Here is a 16,210-nt window from a genome sequence, read left to right on the forward strand (position 1 = left end):
ACAGACAAAACCCTATCGAGGCAGTCACTCACATATGGGGTATTATTTAATTCCGCAGAACCTCAAAAAATTGCCGCCGAGCATATTTGAAACATCCCTCGCGATATCCTCCTCGGTGAGCGGAGTCCCTTTCGGTAATTTTAAATATTGCGCTGTAAGGACATCAGCGATGATCTGACGCGAATGTGACCATTTATATGCCAGTTGGTCAAGCACGCGCGCGTCCGAATGCTGCGGTACAACGGTAGTTCCCGCAAGTTCAAGCCTCAAGGTAGTTATCCTTTCGATCTCGGCCGGGGTGTTAAGGAACCACCAGCATCCGAAAGGCATCAGGTTCGGGAATTTGCGGGCAGCGACCGCCAGCTCTCTCTGATTGGTATCGGAGAGCAGCGTGACGAAGAACCTGACATCTGGAGTATTGCTGCAAAGCCGCTCGACGGCTTCAATGGTCGCACTTCCGACACCGTCCCCGGCTTGGCCGAGGATCGGATTGACGCCTCTTTTTACTCCGATCATCAGCGCTACGGGCAGATCCCTCTCTTTTGCCATCGGCAGGACCGCATTATTAAACATTTCCGTGATATGACCATTGTCCGTGCTTGTTTTGGTCAGTTCTCCTGAAGAAGGATAGTCAAAGTCCGGCGGAAGAGAGGCTGCAAGATATACCGGCTTCATTTTATCAGCCCAAGTTTCCAAAAATCTTCTTATACCGGTAAAATCATGAGAACCGGAGACTCCCATGACCTGTACGGCTTTGGTCCAATTTGTGAAAAGAGGGTCGACCCTGAGAGCTGTCATGAAGCGCCGGTCAGGTTGAACTCCCTTTTCCCAGACAGCCCTTTCCTCGTCAACGAAAGGATCATTCGTCATTACAACACGGTCGATATTAGCCAGTCTAAAAATAGTCTCTATATGCCTTTCATATGGTTTGTTCCCGAGAGCCTTTCTGTATCCGGTCAGATCGGGCTGCCTTAAGTTTTGGCCTAACATGCTCAATGTCGTCAGGACACCCCTGCATGCTTCGGATACGGGCGTATTGTCGACGAACAAAGTCTTGTAGATGCGATCAGCCTTCTGATCAATTGGAAGTCTGTTAAATGAAGCGATAGCCGAGGCGGTAACTTGAGACCGGTCTTGCAGGCCTATTGTCCTGAAATATTCCGCTTGCAGATAATGATATGTCATAAGATGATCGATGCCCCATAAGTTCAAACTTCCGAAAGGCGGGCTGAAAAGGTGGGTGTGCATGTCGACCACTTTGCAGTCCCTGACCCGTCTTGCGATCGCGCTTGATATATCCGCCGGATGATTAAGAACAGCTGACCCTACTATCATGATATTCTCCTTTTCGATTATTTGCTTACATTCTCTTGTCGAACGTTCTTTTTGAAAATTTCACTTAATTTTCACCGGTTCGTTTATCCTAAGCAAGGGCCTATTCAGTTTTGATCCTTAGCGGAAAAATAGTTATTGTTTCCCTTGTGATGCCCATCATATCGCCGGGAAAGGACTCATGTCCCATGCCGGGAGCGGCATCAGTGCTTATCGCAAATTTTTCCAGCGAAACCCTCCTGTTCCTGCCGTCCTCGGTCCAGCTGACCGACTTTGCGTTAAGAGCTTCCTCCAATTCCCGTCTCCAGTTCGGTTTCTGATGCATCAAGGATACGTGTTGCGTGACCGCTGTCAGCCCGAAAAATTCCTGATTGCCGGTTTTTTTTGTGACCGGATTTATTCTGCTGACCGTGCTGTAATAGGTCCCATACTGCCTGAGATCTACCGTTTCCTCCAGGGCCTTTCTAAGCAGAGTTAAGACAGCACCTTTTTCGGACTTGCTGAGAGAACCATAGTTTTTTGAGCTTGAGGACGACCCCGAGCAGCCGCTCAATAACAGCGGCGAACAAATGATGAACAGTGCTACTGTCGCGATCTGCGATGAGACTGTTTCCTTTGCCTCCGGCCTGTCTACGGGTTTTGCCGCTGTCTGGCGCTGCTGCGAGACATTATAAGCGATCCCTCCTGATATCGATTGCACCGTATTTGTCATGATTTAGTCTCCTTACCAGCGGCTCCTGCGAGTTGTCTTTCGGCTTCCCTGATTTTTAAAATCCTCTGTTCGCAACGCGCCTTTAGAGCAGGTGTAGCGTTTGACTGGCCATTTATTTGCTCGATAATATGAATACTATCGGCTACATTTAACAGTCGTTCGAGAACATCTATATCCAGGAGGTAGCAAACTACTCTTGACTGCGCCCTCCGCACGCCGTCAATTGTCGCCTTAGCCCGCTCATTTTTTAGGGCGATAAGCAATAATATGTCATTTGATGTTTCTGGATGCGCAGCTATAAGGCCCATTGCTATGTCATCTTTGCAAATATTATAGATCCGCGTAATATCTGCTCCGGACAGTCCTGCACATAATCTTTTAAAAGCGTTGGAGTGGTCTTCCGGGGATTTTTCGATTATGCGCATCAATGTTCCCCTTCCGGCATTATCTGCAGAAGATAAGACTGCCAGCATGGGATCTCCGTCATTTAGGGACTCGACCATTTTCCGGATCTCACTATCAGCAATAAATGCTTTTATTGTTGCGAAAGCCGCCATTTTCCTTTGATGGTCTATCTGGCGATCCAGCATTACGGATACGCAAACATATTTCGGGACGATGCCGGCGGCAAGATAGGATGCGGCAATCTTATTACAAGGCAATGACTGAAACGCTTGATCCCTTGTATTACTTTGTACGCTCATAAGCCTTTCAGTCGATATTGTTCCGGTCGTGATCCGCCTTATCAGCTGCAACAGGACATCATTTTGTGGAGCAAACGCTCCTGATCGCGCAACAAAATATTCCGATCTTGATAACCGGGCCAATGTCCAATTATTAATGAACGGGTCCGCCGCTTTGCTTATTTGTGATGAGAGCGGGTCGTGCACCCCCAAGAACCTTCCGTGGCCGAACATGAACTTTCCGAGCGTTGCGGTATGGCCGTATTTACTGATCAGTAACATGAATGATCCTCCTTTTTACTTTCCTTTTTCCGCTATTTTTCTGTTGCAACGCGCTATGAGATCGGCGCTTGCATTCGGCTGACTTTTTATTAACTCTAGAATGTAGATGTTATCGGCCACATTAAATAGCCGTTCAATAACGTCCCCTTCAAGATGATGGAAAAGTAATATTGCCTGTGCCCTATGCACTCCTTCAATTGGCGCCTTAGCCCGTGGAAGTTTTAGGGCGATATCCAATAATACAGTTTGCGGAGTCTCGGGGTGCGCGGCTATGAGGCCCATCACTGCCTTGTCTTTACAAGTAGTATAGATCTGACTTATGTCTGCTCCGGACAGTCCCTCACTTAGTCTTTTAAAAGCGTTAGAATGGTCTTCCGGTGATTTTTCGATTATGCGCATCAATGCTTTCCTGTCGGCATTATCCGCAAAGGATAAGAGTGCCAGCATAGGGTCTCCGTCATTTAGGGACTCGACCACTGCCTGGATTTCACCAAAAGAAAGAGATGCTTTTACAGTGTTGAAAGCCATCACTCTACTTTGAAGGTCTATCCCGGGAAGCCGTATCATATGTATGCAAAACGCTTCAGGGATGATGCCGCCAGCAAAATAGACTTCAGCAATGGTGTTTAAATACACAAGCGCTTGGTTTCTTAGAACCTTTGGTATGCTCATGAGTTTTTCGACCGATATTGTTCCTGATTCCATACGCCTTGCCAGCTGTTTGATAACTTTATTTTGCACATCCTGATCATCCGACATTGACAGCCGTCTCAACGTCCAATTATTGATGAACGGGTCTTCCGCTTTTCTTACGTTTGATGAAAGCGGATTATGCACACCCAAGAACCTTCCGTGTCCGAACATGAACTTACCAAGCGTTGACTTATAACCGTATCTGCTGACCGATAACATAAATGATATTCCTTTTTACTTTCCTTTTTCCGCTATTCGTTTATCGCAACGCGCTTTGAGATCGGGACTCGCATTAGGCTGATCTTTTATTAACCCGAGAATATAAACACTATTGGCCGCGGCAAAAAGCTTTTCAAGGTTGACTTCCTGCACGTAATGGTAAGGCACTCTTGCCTGCGCCTTACGCATTCCTTCATCTGATGCTTTAGCCGGTTTATTTTTCAGGGCGATATCCCATAATATTGTAAGCGGAGTTTTGGGATGCGCGGCAATCTCGTCCATCACAAGAATGTCTTTGCAGATCCCAAAGATATAAGTTATATCTCCTTCGGATAATTTTCCACTTAACCTGTTAAAAGCGTTGGCGCAGTCTCTCGGGGATTTTTCGATTATTCGCATCAGTGTTTTTTTGCCGGCGAAATCCGCAAAGGATAAAAGCGCCAGCAAAGGGGATCCGCTGTCAAGGGACTCGACTATTCCCAAGATCTCACTATCAGAAATTATTGATTTTATAGGATAGAAAGCCGCTTCTTTCCTTTGATGTTCTACCCGGGGATTCATCATTATAGATTTGCAGGCATCTTTAGGTACGATGCCGGCGGACAGATAGGGTTCGGCAATGGAAGTATCAGGCAAACTCATGAACGCCTGGTCCCTTATAGCTTTATGTACGGCCGTAAGCCTTTCAACGGATATTGTCCCGGACCCGATCCTCATCACAAGCTGATCCACAACTAAATTTCTCACGATCAGATCATCAGATCTTGATAACCGTCTCAACGTCCAATTATTGATGAACGGGTCTTCCGCTTTTCTTACGTTTGATGAAAGCGGATTATGCACACCCAAGAACCTTCCGTGTCCGAACATGAACTTACCAAGCGTTGCGGTATGGCCGTATTTACTGACCAACATAAGTGGTTCTCCTTTAATTCATTTATCTTGCAAATAGTTATCGGCATTATTTTATGTAAATTTCACACATTTTTGATTTAGGATCCTATTTTGTTCGTGGGTGTAAATTGTGGTTTTGCTTTTATTAAAGCCTCAGATATTCAGGAAATTCCCCAGCAGTTTTTTACCATCCTTAGTGAGTATTGATTCCGGGTGGAACTGGACGCCTTCCACTTTGAATTCTTTATGACGTATCCCCATTATCTCGCCGTCTTTCGTCCAGGCGGATATCTCAAAACAGCCGGGAAGGCTTTCTTTTTCAACTATCAGGGAATGATATCTTGTCGCAGTGAAAGGATCGGGCAGGCCTTTGAAGATAGTTTTTCCGTCATGATGTATCTGCGAGGTCTTGCCGTGCATGAGGTTCACGGCGCGGACCACTTTCCCTCCAAGGGCTTCCGCTATGGACTGGTGGCCCAGGCAGACGCCGAGAATAGGGATTTTCCCAGCGAAATCCTTGACTACATCCATAGATATTCCGGCTTCTTTCGGGGTGCAGGGTCCCGGAGAGATAACGATCTTTTCGGGGGCAATATTTCTTATTTCATTTATCGTAATTTTGTCGTTGCGGTATACCCTCGTTTCGGCGCCGAGCTCGTTGAGATACTGCACGAGATTATATGTGAACGAATCGTAATTATCTATCACGAGGAGCATAAATCCTCACCCCGCCTCGCCCCGCCTTTGGCGGGGACCCGGCACCCCTCTCCACTTCGTGGAGAGGGGAAAGCAAACTGTTTAAGCTTTTTAAGAACGCTGTTAATATCGGAGATCACCTCATCATTATTAAAACGCAAAATATTTATTCCCTTATTTTCAATGATATTTTGTCTTGCCAGATCATATTCCTTTAAATTATGATGAATATTGCCGTCGATTTCAATCCCCAGCCTGATCTCAGGACAAAAAAAGTCCAAAATGAAACCATCCAAAGGGACTTGACGTCTGAATTTAAGCCCGCAAAGCCCGCGGTTACTCAGATATTTCCATAGAAGGATTTCTGCTCGCGTGGAACTCTTCCTTAGATCTCTTGCTGCCAGTATCGTCCGATATTTTTTATCTTTTTTTCTCATGTCCAGCTTATTTACCCCTCTCCATAAAATGGAGAGGGGTGCCCCGAGCAAAGCGAGGGGCGGGGTGAGGATTTTACATATTATATCATTTGTTATTGTTCGGGGCAGATGATAGAATTTCCGGTATGAGCTACAGGCTGACAGGTGAAACTGAGAGGGAAGAGTTCGACAAGATCGCGGGGACCGGTTCCCAGGTCCTGCAGTCCTATGGATGGGGAGAAGTTAAGGGAGCTTTCGGCTGGAGCCCGACAAGAGTACTGCTGGGATCGGGCGGATCTTTTTTGTTATTGAAAAAACAGCTGCCGCTTATAAAAAAATGTTTTTTCTACCTGCCGAGAGGCCCCCTGATCGACTTTGGCAAAGAAAAGCAGGTCGAAGAATTCATCTCCGCCGCAGGCGGCCTTGCCAGAAAGGAGGGCGCTCTTTTTCTCCGCATGGACCCGGAGATAAGCGAGGAAGATAATGAAGCTCTCTCGTTGCTGAAGAGCAAAGGATTCATCAAGGCAAGAAAAGAGGTCCAGCCGCGCTCTACATATATACTCGATCTCACTTTGGACCTTGAAAAGATCAAGGCCGCCTTTGACGGCAAGTTCCGCTATAACATCCACGTCGCGGAAAAGCACGGCGTCACCGTGAGGCAGCAGAGCAGTGAAGATGCGCTTAAGGAATTCTACGGCATCTATAAAGAGACCTGTTCAAGGCAGAACTTCATCATTCACCCGTATTCCTATTACAAAAAGATCCTTGAAGAGATCATTTCGAAGGGGAACGGCACTTTTTTTATCGCATATCACGGCGGGGTCCCGATATCCGGGATCGTGGTCTTTACTTTCGGAAAAAGGGCCTGGTACATGTACGGCGCGTCTTCAAATGAATACAGGAACATGATGCCTAACAATCTTATCCACTGGGAAGTCATCAAATGGGCAAAAGAGAAAGGGCTCAGGGAATACGACCTGTGGGGAATACCTTCAAATCCGCATGAAAAACATCCTCTCTGGGGGGTTTACAGGTTCAAGAAAGGAATGGGAGGCAGGCTTGTAAAATATATTGGGGCGTATGACCTTCCTTTTAACAGGGGCTTCTATCAATTATTTGATAAACTTATTATCGGGTACCAGAACACTGTCAGGTTCTTAAGAAAAGGCACGATCTCGGATTCGCTGGCGGAATGAGCTAAATGAAACTAAATGAACTGATAAAAAATATAAAGGTCACAAAGACAGAAGGGGACCTGGATTTCGATATTTCCGGTATCGCTCATGATTCGAGAAAAGTGAAAAGCGGGGATGTCTTTGTAGCGGTGCCCGGGCTGGTGTATGACGGCACGCATTTTATACCTATGGCGCTTTCAAACGGAGCCGGCGCGGTCGTGACCGAAAAAGATGCGGACCTTGAGGGGAAAGCCGCAAAGATCATAGTCCCTTCATCAAGAACGGCCCTTGCCGACCTTTCATGCGCGTATTTCGGATTTCCGTCAAGAAAGCTTAAGATCGCGGGTATAACCGGGACGAACGGAAAAACGACGACCGCATACCTCCTTGATTCTGTTTTCAGGAAAGCGGGGCTCAAGACAGGCCTGATAGGCACCGTGGAGACAAAGATAGGGGACAGGACAATAACTTCAGAACTGACGACTCCCGAATCAACGCAGCTCCAGGGATATTTTGCCGAGATGATAAAAGAAGGCGTGACCCATGTCGCGATGGAAGTGTCCTCGCATTCTATCGCGATGAAAAGGATAAAGGGAATAGAGTTTGACGCGGCAGTCTATACGAACTTAAGCCACGACCACCTTGATTTCCACAAGACGCTCGAGGCCTATTTTGACACCAAGATGTACCTTTTCAGGACTCTCGGCTCGGGAAGCAAAAAGGATGTCCATGCGATAGTAAATGCCGATGACGGCTACTGCGATGCGGTCCTGGAAGAGACCGGCGCCGGAACGGTGACATATTCCCTGAAACACAAGGCGGATATTACGGCCAAGATACTGCGGTCAAGCCTTGACGGTCTTGAATTAGAGATAAAATATGCAGGCAGGACTTTCAAAATAATGTCTTCGCTGACCGGGGATTATAACGCGTATAACATCCTGGCCGCGTTCGCCTGCGCAGGCAGCATGGGTATCGATGAAAGAATGATCGTCGAAGGCATCGAAGCGCTGAAAGGCGTCCCGGGAAGGTTTGAAAAGATAGATGAAGGACAGGATTTCAGGGTGATCGTGGATTTTGCCCATTCTCCGGACAGTCTTGAAAAAATATTGAAGTTCGCGTCAAACCTTAAAAAGGGCAGGGTGATATCGGTCTTCGGATGCACAGGGGAACGCGACAGGCTCAAACGGCCGCTGATGGGTGAAATATCATTCAGGAACGCAGATCTTACCATCCTTACATCGGATGACCCGCACGGAGAGGATGCTGACCGGATAATACAGGATGTAGAGGCGGGCCTCAAAAAAGCCGGTGCTGTCGCGGGCAAGCATTACCTGAAACTGCCCGACAGGAGGTCCGCGATAGAAAAATCAATTGAAATCGCTTCTCAAAATGATATAGTAATAATTGCAGGCAGGGGGCATGAAAAGATACAGGAGATCAAAGGAAAAAACATCTATATCGATGACAGGGCAGTCGCAAGGCAGGCAATACAAAAACGCGCTATATAAATTCCTTTATTTTCCGATAATACTTGCTATCCTCGTCTCAGCTTCGTTTTCCTCTGACAGCGGACAGGAGATACCCGTAAGCCTCAAAGCCCAGCACCTCAAATTCGACCAGGATTCCGGCATAATATCCGCGAGCGGTTCAGTCGAAGCCGAATTCCAGGATGTGACCCTGTATGCCGATTCCCTGAAAGTCAATACGGGAACAAAGATCGCGACGGCGGAGGGGAACGTCAGGCTTAAAAGAAAAGATTACGAAGCTTCGGGAAGCAAGATGGTATATGACATGGAAAGCGAAACAGCTCACGTGAAAGACTTCCGCGCGTCCCTCTCCCCGTCTGAAATGAAAGGGAAGCTTTTTCTTGATCTGGAGGATGTGGACGATGAAAAAAATATAAAATACGGGCATAACGGGAACGCGACCACCTGTGACCTCGCAGAACCCCATTACCATATGGACGCGGGCAAGTTCTATTTTAAACCCGACGACAAAGTCGTAGGGGTCAACGTGACCGCTTTTGTCGGTAATACTCCGGTGATGTGGTTCCCTTTTTACATCTACGACCTTGCAAAAAGAAAGGTCTCTTTGATGGTCCCTGTTATCGGAAGCAACGATATCGAAGGCAACTTCCTGAAATCAGAGATCGCGTATTTCTTCGGTTTTGATAAGTGGGGGTCAGTCTATGTCGACCTGATGAGCAAAAAGGGGGTAGGTTACGGCATAGAACATAATTACAAGCTCAACGAAAAGAACTCCGGTAAACTTTATGTCTATCATGTTTATGAATCGGATACAGGCATCCCGGACTGGGTTGTAAAGCTGGACCATAAAGTCAAGCTCAGCAAATATACAAATCTTGCCCTCGGCTATGATTACAGGTATATCTATCTTGTCCCGAACAGCAGGCTGGACCAGACCGGTTATAAGATAGGGCTTGATTATAATAACGGCAAGGATACTTTCGCGACCTCGCTTGATGTCCTCAATAACCGCATCAGCAGCCTTGGCGAATACACGTTCAGGATCGGAAGATCGGATGATATGTCCAGGACCAATTACATGTACAACACAAGGAACAGTATCGCCGCTGCCGGCTGGCAGAACGAGTCTCAGAGCTTTTCGCACAACCAGTGGCTTTTCAGCAAAGATCTCAACATATCTTTAGCAGCGAATTATTTCAGAAATGTCACGGCAGAAGGCTATGCTTTCGACCAGAGGCTCGATCCGACTGTCGAGATTAACTGGAAGGGGAAAGGATTCAACTTGAGAGTGACGGAAGCGACGTACATTGATCCTGACACAAATTCTTACACGGCTGACGAGAACGTGGAATATGTGGAGAAACTGCCCGAAGCCGTCCTGACGCTTGACACGACGCAGTTCGCGACGGTGAACGTGAAGTCCGAAGTAGCTTACGGAAAATATCACGAATCAAAATATATTCCCGCCACCAACAGCCAGCGGCATTATACCGCCGAAAGGTTCAAGGAAGCCGCGACATTTGACAAGGTCTTTACGCTGCCCCTGGGCAGCAGCTTGTCCGGTCTCTTCGGGGTCGAGCAGTACCAGTACGACACGGGGGACGAAAGATACGCGCAGAAAGAGAACTTCGCGCTTTCCACTGACCTGGGAGGTTTCTTTACCAACAGGGCGGTCTATGACAGGGCATACAGCGACGGGAACAGCCCTTTCTATTTTGACAGCGGAGGGTATCTTTTTAATACTTTAAAAGACACGGTCACGCTTTACAGGGGTAATGATAATAAATTCACTATTGACGGAGGGTATAATTATATTACAAATACATATATGGACCTTCTTACGAAGTATTACTTTAAACCAAATGATTCATTGAATCTTGATATATCTTCGGGTTATGATATACAGGACGGAATATGGAGGGACCTGGTCACGCTGATAACCGTGGTTCCGTTCGCCGGTCTTAAGGACAGTCTCTCTCATACATACGACCTGAACACCGGGAAAACGAAACTCGCCACAAACCTGTTCGAATGGGAGATCGGGGATACCTGGCAGAGCAAGTGGAAGATAAGGCTGGGGCATACATTCGATTTTACGGTAAATAAGGTAATATTACAGGACGCGGAGATAGTGAAAGACCTTCACTGCTGGGAGCTTAAATATACCTGGTCGGATTTCAGGAAGGAGTTCCGGATAATGCTGACGCTCAAGGCTTTCCCCGACCAGCCGGTAGGTTACGGATCAGGAAGCAGAGGATTCTTTATGGAAGGGACGGATCAGGTGGGGCCGGTGAGGTACTAAATATGATAAATTCGAAATTTGGAGCGTTTGTCATTTCGATCTTGTGCTTCGGATTTATCTTCGGTGGTTGCGCCAAGACTGTGGTGCCTCTGCCGAACGTGGGGAACCAGATCACGGTGACAATAACGCTGCGAGGGGATATCGATACGGTGAACAATAAATACTATATGATCTTCGGCAGCGCAAACCCGGCGATCCCTTATATCGACAAACCGTCATATTTCTTCGCCCCGGGAGAAAACTACGATTCCCTCAAGATGAACGTTTCAAAAGACCTGAACTATTATTACACTTACTATTTCACCACTTGGAACGACTATATCCTTTTGAAGAATGATTTTTATACCGTCATTAACGGCCCGTTCATATTAGCCAACCATGTGACATATACGGGCAGTTATCTTGATTTCAGGACAGCACCCGGCGACCCGTCACTAAAAAAGAAGATAATCCTTACTTTCAATTTTAACAAGTTGAGCACGCTTCCGGCCGACCTCTATTTTAATTTTGTCTGCGTGGACAAGGACGGCTACCAGAGAGATTATTTAAGAGCGACTGATAACAAAGTGTCGGTGAACGCCGGGACCACAATTTCGGATAAGTTGGAGCCGGCCGATCCTTTAATAGATCCGTCGCTCGATATAATATCATGGGGTATGGCGGTGCAAAATAATTCAAAATAAGAAAGAACCATTTTGAAAAACATTCTTCTTTCGGTGATCTCCGGTTTATTGCTCACGCTGTGTTTCCCGAAGTTCGGGATCAGTATACTCGTATGGATCGCCCTGGTCCCTTTCTTTGTCTCCATATATTCTTCAAAGAACATAAAACAGGCTTTATTTTACGCCTTTATTTTCGGGATGTGTTACTTCGGCGGAGTCCTTTTTTGGGTTAGTTTAATATCGCGCTGGGTAGGCGGTTTCGGTTACGTCGCATGGGTGCTGCTAAGTATCTATCAGACATTTTACATAATGCTTTTTGCCTATGCCGCTTTTTTGTCGATGAATTCCTTTCATAAGTCAACAAATATGTTGTTGATACCCTTTTTGTGGGCTGCAGTCGAGTGGCTTCGCTGCTTCGGCGAGTTCGCGGTGCCTGGGGCTCTGCTCGGGCTGACTCAATACAGGAACCTTCCAATAATACAGATAGCGAATGTGTTCGGTGTCTTCGGCGTAAGCTTTATCATCGTAATAGTAAATTATGTGATTTTTCTGGCCGTGATATCGGAGGGTTCATTTATCGAGAGGTTTATTAAGTTATGGCCGAAGATCGCTTTCGTGTCCGTGCTGGTGGTGGCGGTCTACGCGAAGGGGATAGATGTCTTGAATGAGACTAATTATGACCCGTTCGAGCGGGAAATAAAGATCGCTGTCATACAGCCGGACATCGGACAGGAAGAAAAACTCAATCCCAGGAACACTTATGACATGTTGAACCTGCTTGACTTCATGAGCAGGTCTTCTTTCATGGAAGCCCCGGATATAATAATATGGCCGGAAACGGCTGTCATGACGTTCATAGAAAAAGACGCGGCAGCCTTATCAAAGCTGAAGGATATAACAAAAAAAGGCAGATGCTATCTTGTGACGGGCGGCTTTTATTCAAAGGACGGGAAGATCTTCAATTCGGTCTTTTCTCTCTCTCCGGACGGAAAGATAATCTCAAGATATGACAAGGAGCATCTTGTGCCTTTCGGGGAATATCTGCCTTTCAAATGGATGATCTATCCGTTCCTGAGGTCTACCGGATATTTTGAGACCGACCAGTACGGCGGCAAAGATCCCGGGCCTCTGTCGATCGGTTCCCTGAAAGCGGGATGCATGGTCTGTTTTGAGTCTTTGTTCGACGGCCTTGGCCGTCAGAGGAGCAAAGGGACCCATTTTCTTCTGACGGTCACTAACGATGCATGGTTCGGTCAAAGCGCCGCGGCCGAGCAGCATATAATGGCGGCCCCGTTCAGGGCGATAGAGAACAGGAAATACCTGGTCCAGGCAGCCAACACCGGGATAAGCGCGTTTGTCGACCCCTGCGGCAGGTTCATCAAAAGATCAGAGCTTGAGGAGCGCAGGGTCCTTATCTTGAACCTTCCTTTAAGTAGCGGAGTCCGATGACCACAGCGGCGTAATCATCATACGGTTCATGGGGTATCAAAAGGGTCCTGGGCACAAGCCGCAATAAACCTTTGGGCGGGTTCTCTTTCCAGTAGAGCCGTCTTGCTTCAAGCGTCGAGCCTTTTTCGTTGATGAAGATAACGCTTGCCTTGATATTAAGTGAAGATATTTTTTTCTCGATTATCCTTCCGGGCCCGCCGTTGCCTATCAGGATGATGCTGACAGCGTATTTGTAGCAGTAGGAAGGGATGTCGTCACTGAGCACGAGGGTCTTTATCACGGTCCTTTCAAGGATCTTTCCTGCAGGATCCAGCACAGCCAGGCCTGACTTGAATTTACCCGGGTCGATCGACAGGATATTTCCCTGCATTTTCGGCCTCCTTATTTAGTGATCTTCAGGTTTATTTCCAGCGGGCCTGCGGAATAGATATCTTTTGAAGTATCCACAGACAGGATGACTGTCCGGTTCATCGATCTTATGTTCTTGGAGGCATCAAATATCTTTGAATAAGGGATATTGCCGACGGACCCGTCGATGTTCGGCACCATCCGTTTGCTTATCGCCGTCTCATTCACCTGTGACAGTGTCTCTTTTATCTTTTGCTCTATGGCGGGAAGCGGCTGCCTGCCGTCGACTTCCGACCTTAATATAGTTTCGCCTTTTTTGAATATAAGCGCGTTCTCGAACAATTCAAAGTGGACGGGGATCTCTTCACCGAGGATGACATTGCCGGCCGCGACGACCCTGACGATGGTGCTGCCGGGATGCGCCGCCATGAAATTTACCGCTTCATCCAGTTCGCTGCTCGGCATCAATATGTAATGTTTTTTGTCGCCTTTTACATTGCTTTTGATGATCGAATCGGTCTCGGCAAGGATGCTTCCGAGCTTGTCCCTGCAGAGCTCCGGCCTGCCGGAAGAATCTATCACGGTCGAAAGGATAACATCATTGACCTTAAAAAGAAGAAGACCCGATCTCGCGGTCCTGATCTCTTTGCTCAGGTTCTCCTTTGTCTTTGTCAGGGACAGGACATCCTTTTTCGAAGCATCAAGCGTGTTTTTCAGGATCGAGATATCGCTTAAAAGCGCCTGCCTGTCGGCTTTTATCTTTTCAAGCTCGATGCTTCTTTCGGAGATCATCTTCTTAAGGCCGTCCAGTCCGAAAAGAGCCGTTCTTACATCGGCCGATGCCAGAAAAAGGATCACACCTGTGGTGAGCGCTATCAGAGAGCCGGTGATCACGGTTATCGCGGTAGCTGTGTGCCTTGGCCTGAGGTTAAATGCCGTGAGCCTTTTTTTGCCGATAGATCTGCCGACTATATTGCCTATATAGGCGATAAGGCCGGAGACGAAGATTATGACGACGATTATTTGTATTGCGAACATCTTGTATCTATTGCCCCGCCTTGTATAATATCCACCCGCCGATGCCCGCCGTTATCACGTTCGGCAGCCAGGCCGAAAGAAAAGGAGATATCATCTCCATCTCCCCCGCCGCCATGCCGATGAACATCAGCACATAATAGACAAAAATTATTATAACACTTATGCCGAGCCCGATAGACGAGGATTTTCTTGTCGGATTGAGCCCGAGCGGAGCCCCCAGAAGAGCGAACACGAAACAGGCGAACGGTATCGAGAGCTTCATGTTGAGCTGGATCAGCAGGTCAGTCACGTTGGCGCCCATCTTTTTCTTCAGGTCTATATAGTCCCTCAGCGAGTTGAAGTTCATCTCGTCCGGTTTCTTGTCCCCCATATAAAGGTCCGCCGGGGTGAACTTGATGGTGATATACTGCTCGTCGAATTTCAAAAGATGCTTGTATTCCCCCGTGTCGGACAACAGATACGTTATGCCGTTCCTGAACACCCACTTGTCATTCTGCCACTGCGCGGTCTTGGCGTTGACCAGCTGGCTCAGCTGCCCGTTATTGAATTCCTGTATGATGACCCCTTCCATCACATTGCCTTTGATCTTTCTCGCGTAAAAGATCCTTTTTAAGGTGCCTTGTTCAAGCTCGGGCATGAAGACGTTATCCTGTATTTTAGGAGCCTTGTCGATCCTTGTCTGCACCATAAGAAAAGCCGAAGCCCTGTTGGCCTCCGGCACGATTATTTCGTAGAAAGAGAGCGTCAGAAAACTGATGACCAGGCCCATTATAAGGACCGGAACCATAAGCCTGTAAAGGCTGACCCCGCCGGCCCTGAAGGCGGTCACTTCCTTGTCGGCCGAGAGCCTTGCGAACGAAAGTATGGCGGCGAGCAGCATCGCCATCGGGAAGATATAGACCATGACGGACGGCAGCCTGAACAGAAAAAGCTGCACTGCGATGTAAAAAGGCATGCCCATCAGGATGACCGCTCTTACAAGCTCGAACATGACCATGCTGGCTGAAAGGATGAGAGTGAAGGCGGCGACCCCGAAAATAAAAGGGTCTAAAAGTTCCTTGATGATGTAACGGTCAAGTATCTTTATCACAGTTTAAATTCTTCCCCTAGGTAGATCTTTTTTGCAGTCTCGTCATTGGCTATATATGAAGAATTGCCGGACACAAGTATCTTTCCTTTTTGAATGATGTAAGCGCGGTCTACTATAGCAAGGGTCTCCCGGACGTTGTGATCGGTGATAAGTATCCCCAGTCCTTTGTTTTTCAGGTATATGATGATCTTCTGGAGTTCCGATACCGTTATCGGGTCGATGCCCGTGAAAGGCTCGTCCAGCAGCAGGAACATGGGTTCCATTGCAAGCGCCCGGGCGATCTCGACCCTGCGTGCTTCCCCTCCGGAAAGCTGGTAGCAGCGGTTGTGGCGCAGGTGCTTCACCCCGAGCTCGTCAAGGACTGTGTCAAGTTTAGGCTGGTAATCCTCTTTTTTTACTTTTCCGGTAGCTTCCCAAAGCATGATGATGTTCTCTTCCACGGTGAGTTTTTTAAATATGGATTGTTCCTGGGGCAGATACCCGAGTCCCATCTGCGCCCTTTTATGCATAGGCATATAAGTGATCTCGTTGCCTTCGAGGTAGACATGTCCGCTGTCCGGTTTTGCCAGGCCGACGACCATGTAGAACGAAGTCGTTTTTCCGGCGCCGTTCGGGCCGAGCAGCCCGACCACCTCGCCCTGTTTCACGTCTATCGAAACTTCATCGACGACTTTTTTACTTCCGTAGGATTTGACCAGCTTTTCGGCTTTGATATACATAGATAGACTC

16 protein-coding genes are annotated in these 16,210 nt (G+C 47.5%); 5 read left to right on the plus strand and 11 right to left on the minus strand.

All coding sequences use genetic code 11. The features are described 5' to 3' along the window. Positions 1-42: 42 nt before the first annotated feature. The 7 genes from NTZ10_01025 to NTZ10_01055 all read right to left on the minus strand — a co-directional run bounded on the left by NTZ10_01025 (position 43) and on the right by NTZ10_01055 (position 5,948). Positions 43-1,335, minus strand: a complete 1,293-nt coding sequence (locus NTZ10_01025) for a glucuronate isomerase (protein MCX5748815.1) — start codon at positions 1,333-1,335, stop codon at positions 43-45. 100 nt (positions 1,336-1,435) lie between these two features. Next, on the minus strand, positions 1,436-2,044 hold the full coding sequence (locus NTZ10_01030) for a hypothetical protein (protein MCX5748816.1): 609 nt from the start codon (positions 2,042-2,044) through the stop codon (positions 1,436-1,438). Then, on the minus strand, positions 2,041-3,009 hold the full coding sequence (locus NTZ10_01035) for a hypothetical protein (protein ID MCX5748817.1): 969 nt from the start codon (positions 3,007-3,009) through the stop codon (positions 2,041-2,043). The genes NTZ10_01030 and NTZ10_01035 overlap by 4 nt, the downstream gene beginning before the upstream one ends. Positions 3,010-3,024: 15 nt before the next feature. Continuing rightward, positions 3,025-3,921: a hypothetical protein gene (locus tag NTZ10_01040; GenBank protein ID MCX5748818.1), complete on the minus strand. Its 897-nt coding sequence runs from the start codon at positions 3,919-3,921 to the stop codon at positions 3,025-3,027. A 15-nt stretch (positions 3,922-3,936) separates the two neighbouring features. After that, on the minus strand, positions 3,937-4,836 hold the full coding sequence (locus NTZ10_01045) for a hypothetical protein (protein ID MCX5748819.1): 900 nt from the start codon (positions 4,834-4,836) through the stop codon (positions 3,937-3,939). 132 nt (positions 4,837-4,968) lie between these two features. Next, positions 4,969-5,532, minus strand: a complete 564-nt coding sequence (pabA, locus tag NTZ10_01050) for an aminodeoxychorismate/anthranilate synthase component II (GenBank protein MCX5748820.1) — start codon at positions 5,530-5,532, stop codon at positions 4,969-4,971. Beyond that, entirely contained in the window at positions 5,520-5,948 is a 429-nt protein-coding gene (locus NTZ10_01055; GenBank protein ID MCX5748821.1) for an endonuclease domain-containing protein, read from the minus strand. Before NTZ10_01055 ends, pabA begins: the two co-directional genes overlap by 13 nt. A 125-nt stretch (positions 5,949-6,073) precedes the next feature. Here NTZ10_01055 and NTZ10_01060 point away from each other — a divergent pair, with 125 nt between their 5' ends. Genes NTZ10_01060 through lnt form a run of 5 tightly spaced genes read left to right on the plus strand, consistent with a single transcriptional unit; the run spans position 6,074 to position 13,005 of the window. Next, positions 6,074-7,123 (plus strand): peptidoglycan bridge formation glycyltransferase FemA/FemB family protein, encoded by a 1,050-nt coding sequence (locus NTZ10_01060; GenBank protein MCX5748822.1) that lies wholly within the window; start codon positions 6,074-6,076, stop codon positions 7,121-7,123. A gap of 5 nt (positions 7,124-7,128) precedes the next feature. Beyond that, entirely contained in the window at positions 7,129-8,613 is a 1,485-nt protein-coding gene (locus NTZ10_01065) for a UDP-N-acetylmuramoyl-L-alanyl-D-glutamate--2,6-diaminopimelate ligase (GenBank protein ID MCX5748823.1), read from the plus strand. Beyond that, the gene (locus tag NTZ10_01070) at positions 8,525-10,894 is read left to right on the plus strand and encodes a hypothetical protein (protein ID MCX5748824.1); all 2,370 of its coding nucleotides are present in this window, start codon (positions 8,525-8,527) and stop codon (positions 10,892-10,894) included. Before NTZ10_01065 ends, NTZ10_01070 begins: the two co-directional genes overlap by 89 nt. Before the next feature lie 2 nt (positions 10,895-10,896). Next, entirely contained in the window at positions 10,897-11,577 is a 681-nt protein-coding gene (locus NTZ10_01075; GenBank protein MCX5748825.1) for a hypothetical protein, read from the plus strand. Between the two features lie 12 nt (positions 11,578-11,589). Then, on the plus strand, positions 11,590-13,005 hold the full coding sequence (lnt, locus tag NTZ10_01080; protein ID MCX5748826.1) for an apolipoprotein N-acyltransferase: 1,416 nt from the start codon (positions 11,590-11,592) through the stop codon (positions 13,003-13,005). Here the strand turns inward: lnt and NTZ10_01085 are convergent. From NTZ10_01085 to lptB, 4 genes are read right to left on the minus strand one after another with little or no spacing between them, the layout of a single operon-like run. Continuing rightward, on the minus strand, positions 12,968-13,375 hold the full coding sequence (locus tag NTZ10_01085) for a hypothetical protein (protein ID MCX5748827.1): 408 nt from the start codon (positions 13,373-13,375) through the stop codon (positions 12,968-12,970). The genes lnt and NTZ10_01085 overlap by 38 nt on opposite strands. Before the next feature lie 11 nt (positions 13,376-13,386). Further along, positions 13,387-14,391 (minus strand): DUF3084 domain-containing protein, encoded by a 1,005-nt coding sequence (locus tag NTZ10_01090; protein ID MCX5748828.1) that lies wholly within the window; start codon positions 14,389-14,391, stop codon positions 13,387-13,389. Between the two features lie 7 nt (positions 14,392-14,398). Then, entirely contained in the window at positions 14,399-15,481 is a 1,083-nt protein-coding gene (locus NTZ10_01095) for an LptF/LptG family permease (protein ID MCX5748829.1), read from the minus strand. Next, positions 15,478-16,200 (minus strand): LPS export ABC transporter ATP-binding protein, encoded by a 723-nt coding sequence (lptB, locus tag NTZ10_01100; protein MCX5748830.1) that lies wholly within the window; start codon positions 16,198-16,200, stop codon positions 15,478-15,480. Before lptB ends, NTZ10_01095 begins: the two co-directional genes overlap by 4 nt. Between the last annotated feature and the right edge of the window lie 10 nt (positions 16,201-16,210).

It is taken from the genome of Candidatus Saganbacteria bacterium, from assembly GCA_026387835.1.
Classification (GTDB): domain Bacteria; phylum Margulisbacteria; class WOR-1; order JAKLHX01; family JAKLHX01; genus JAPLKZ01.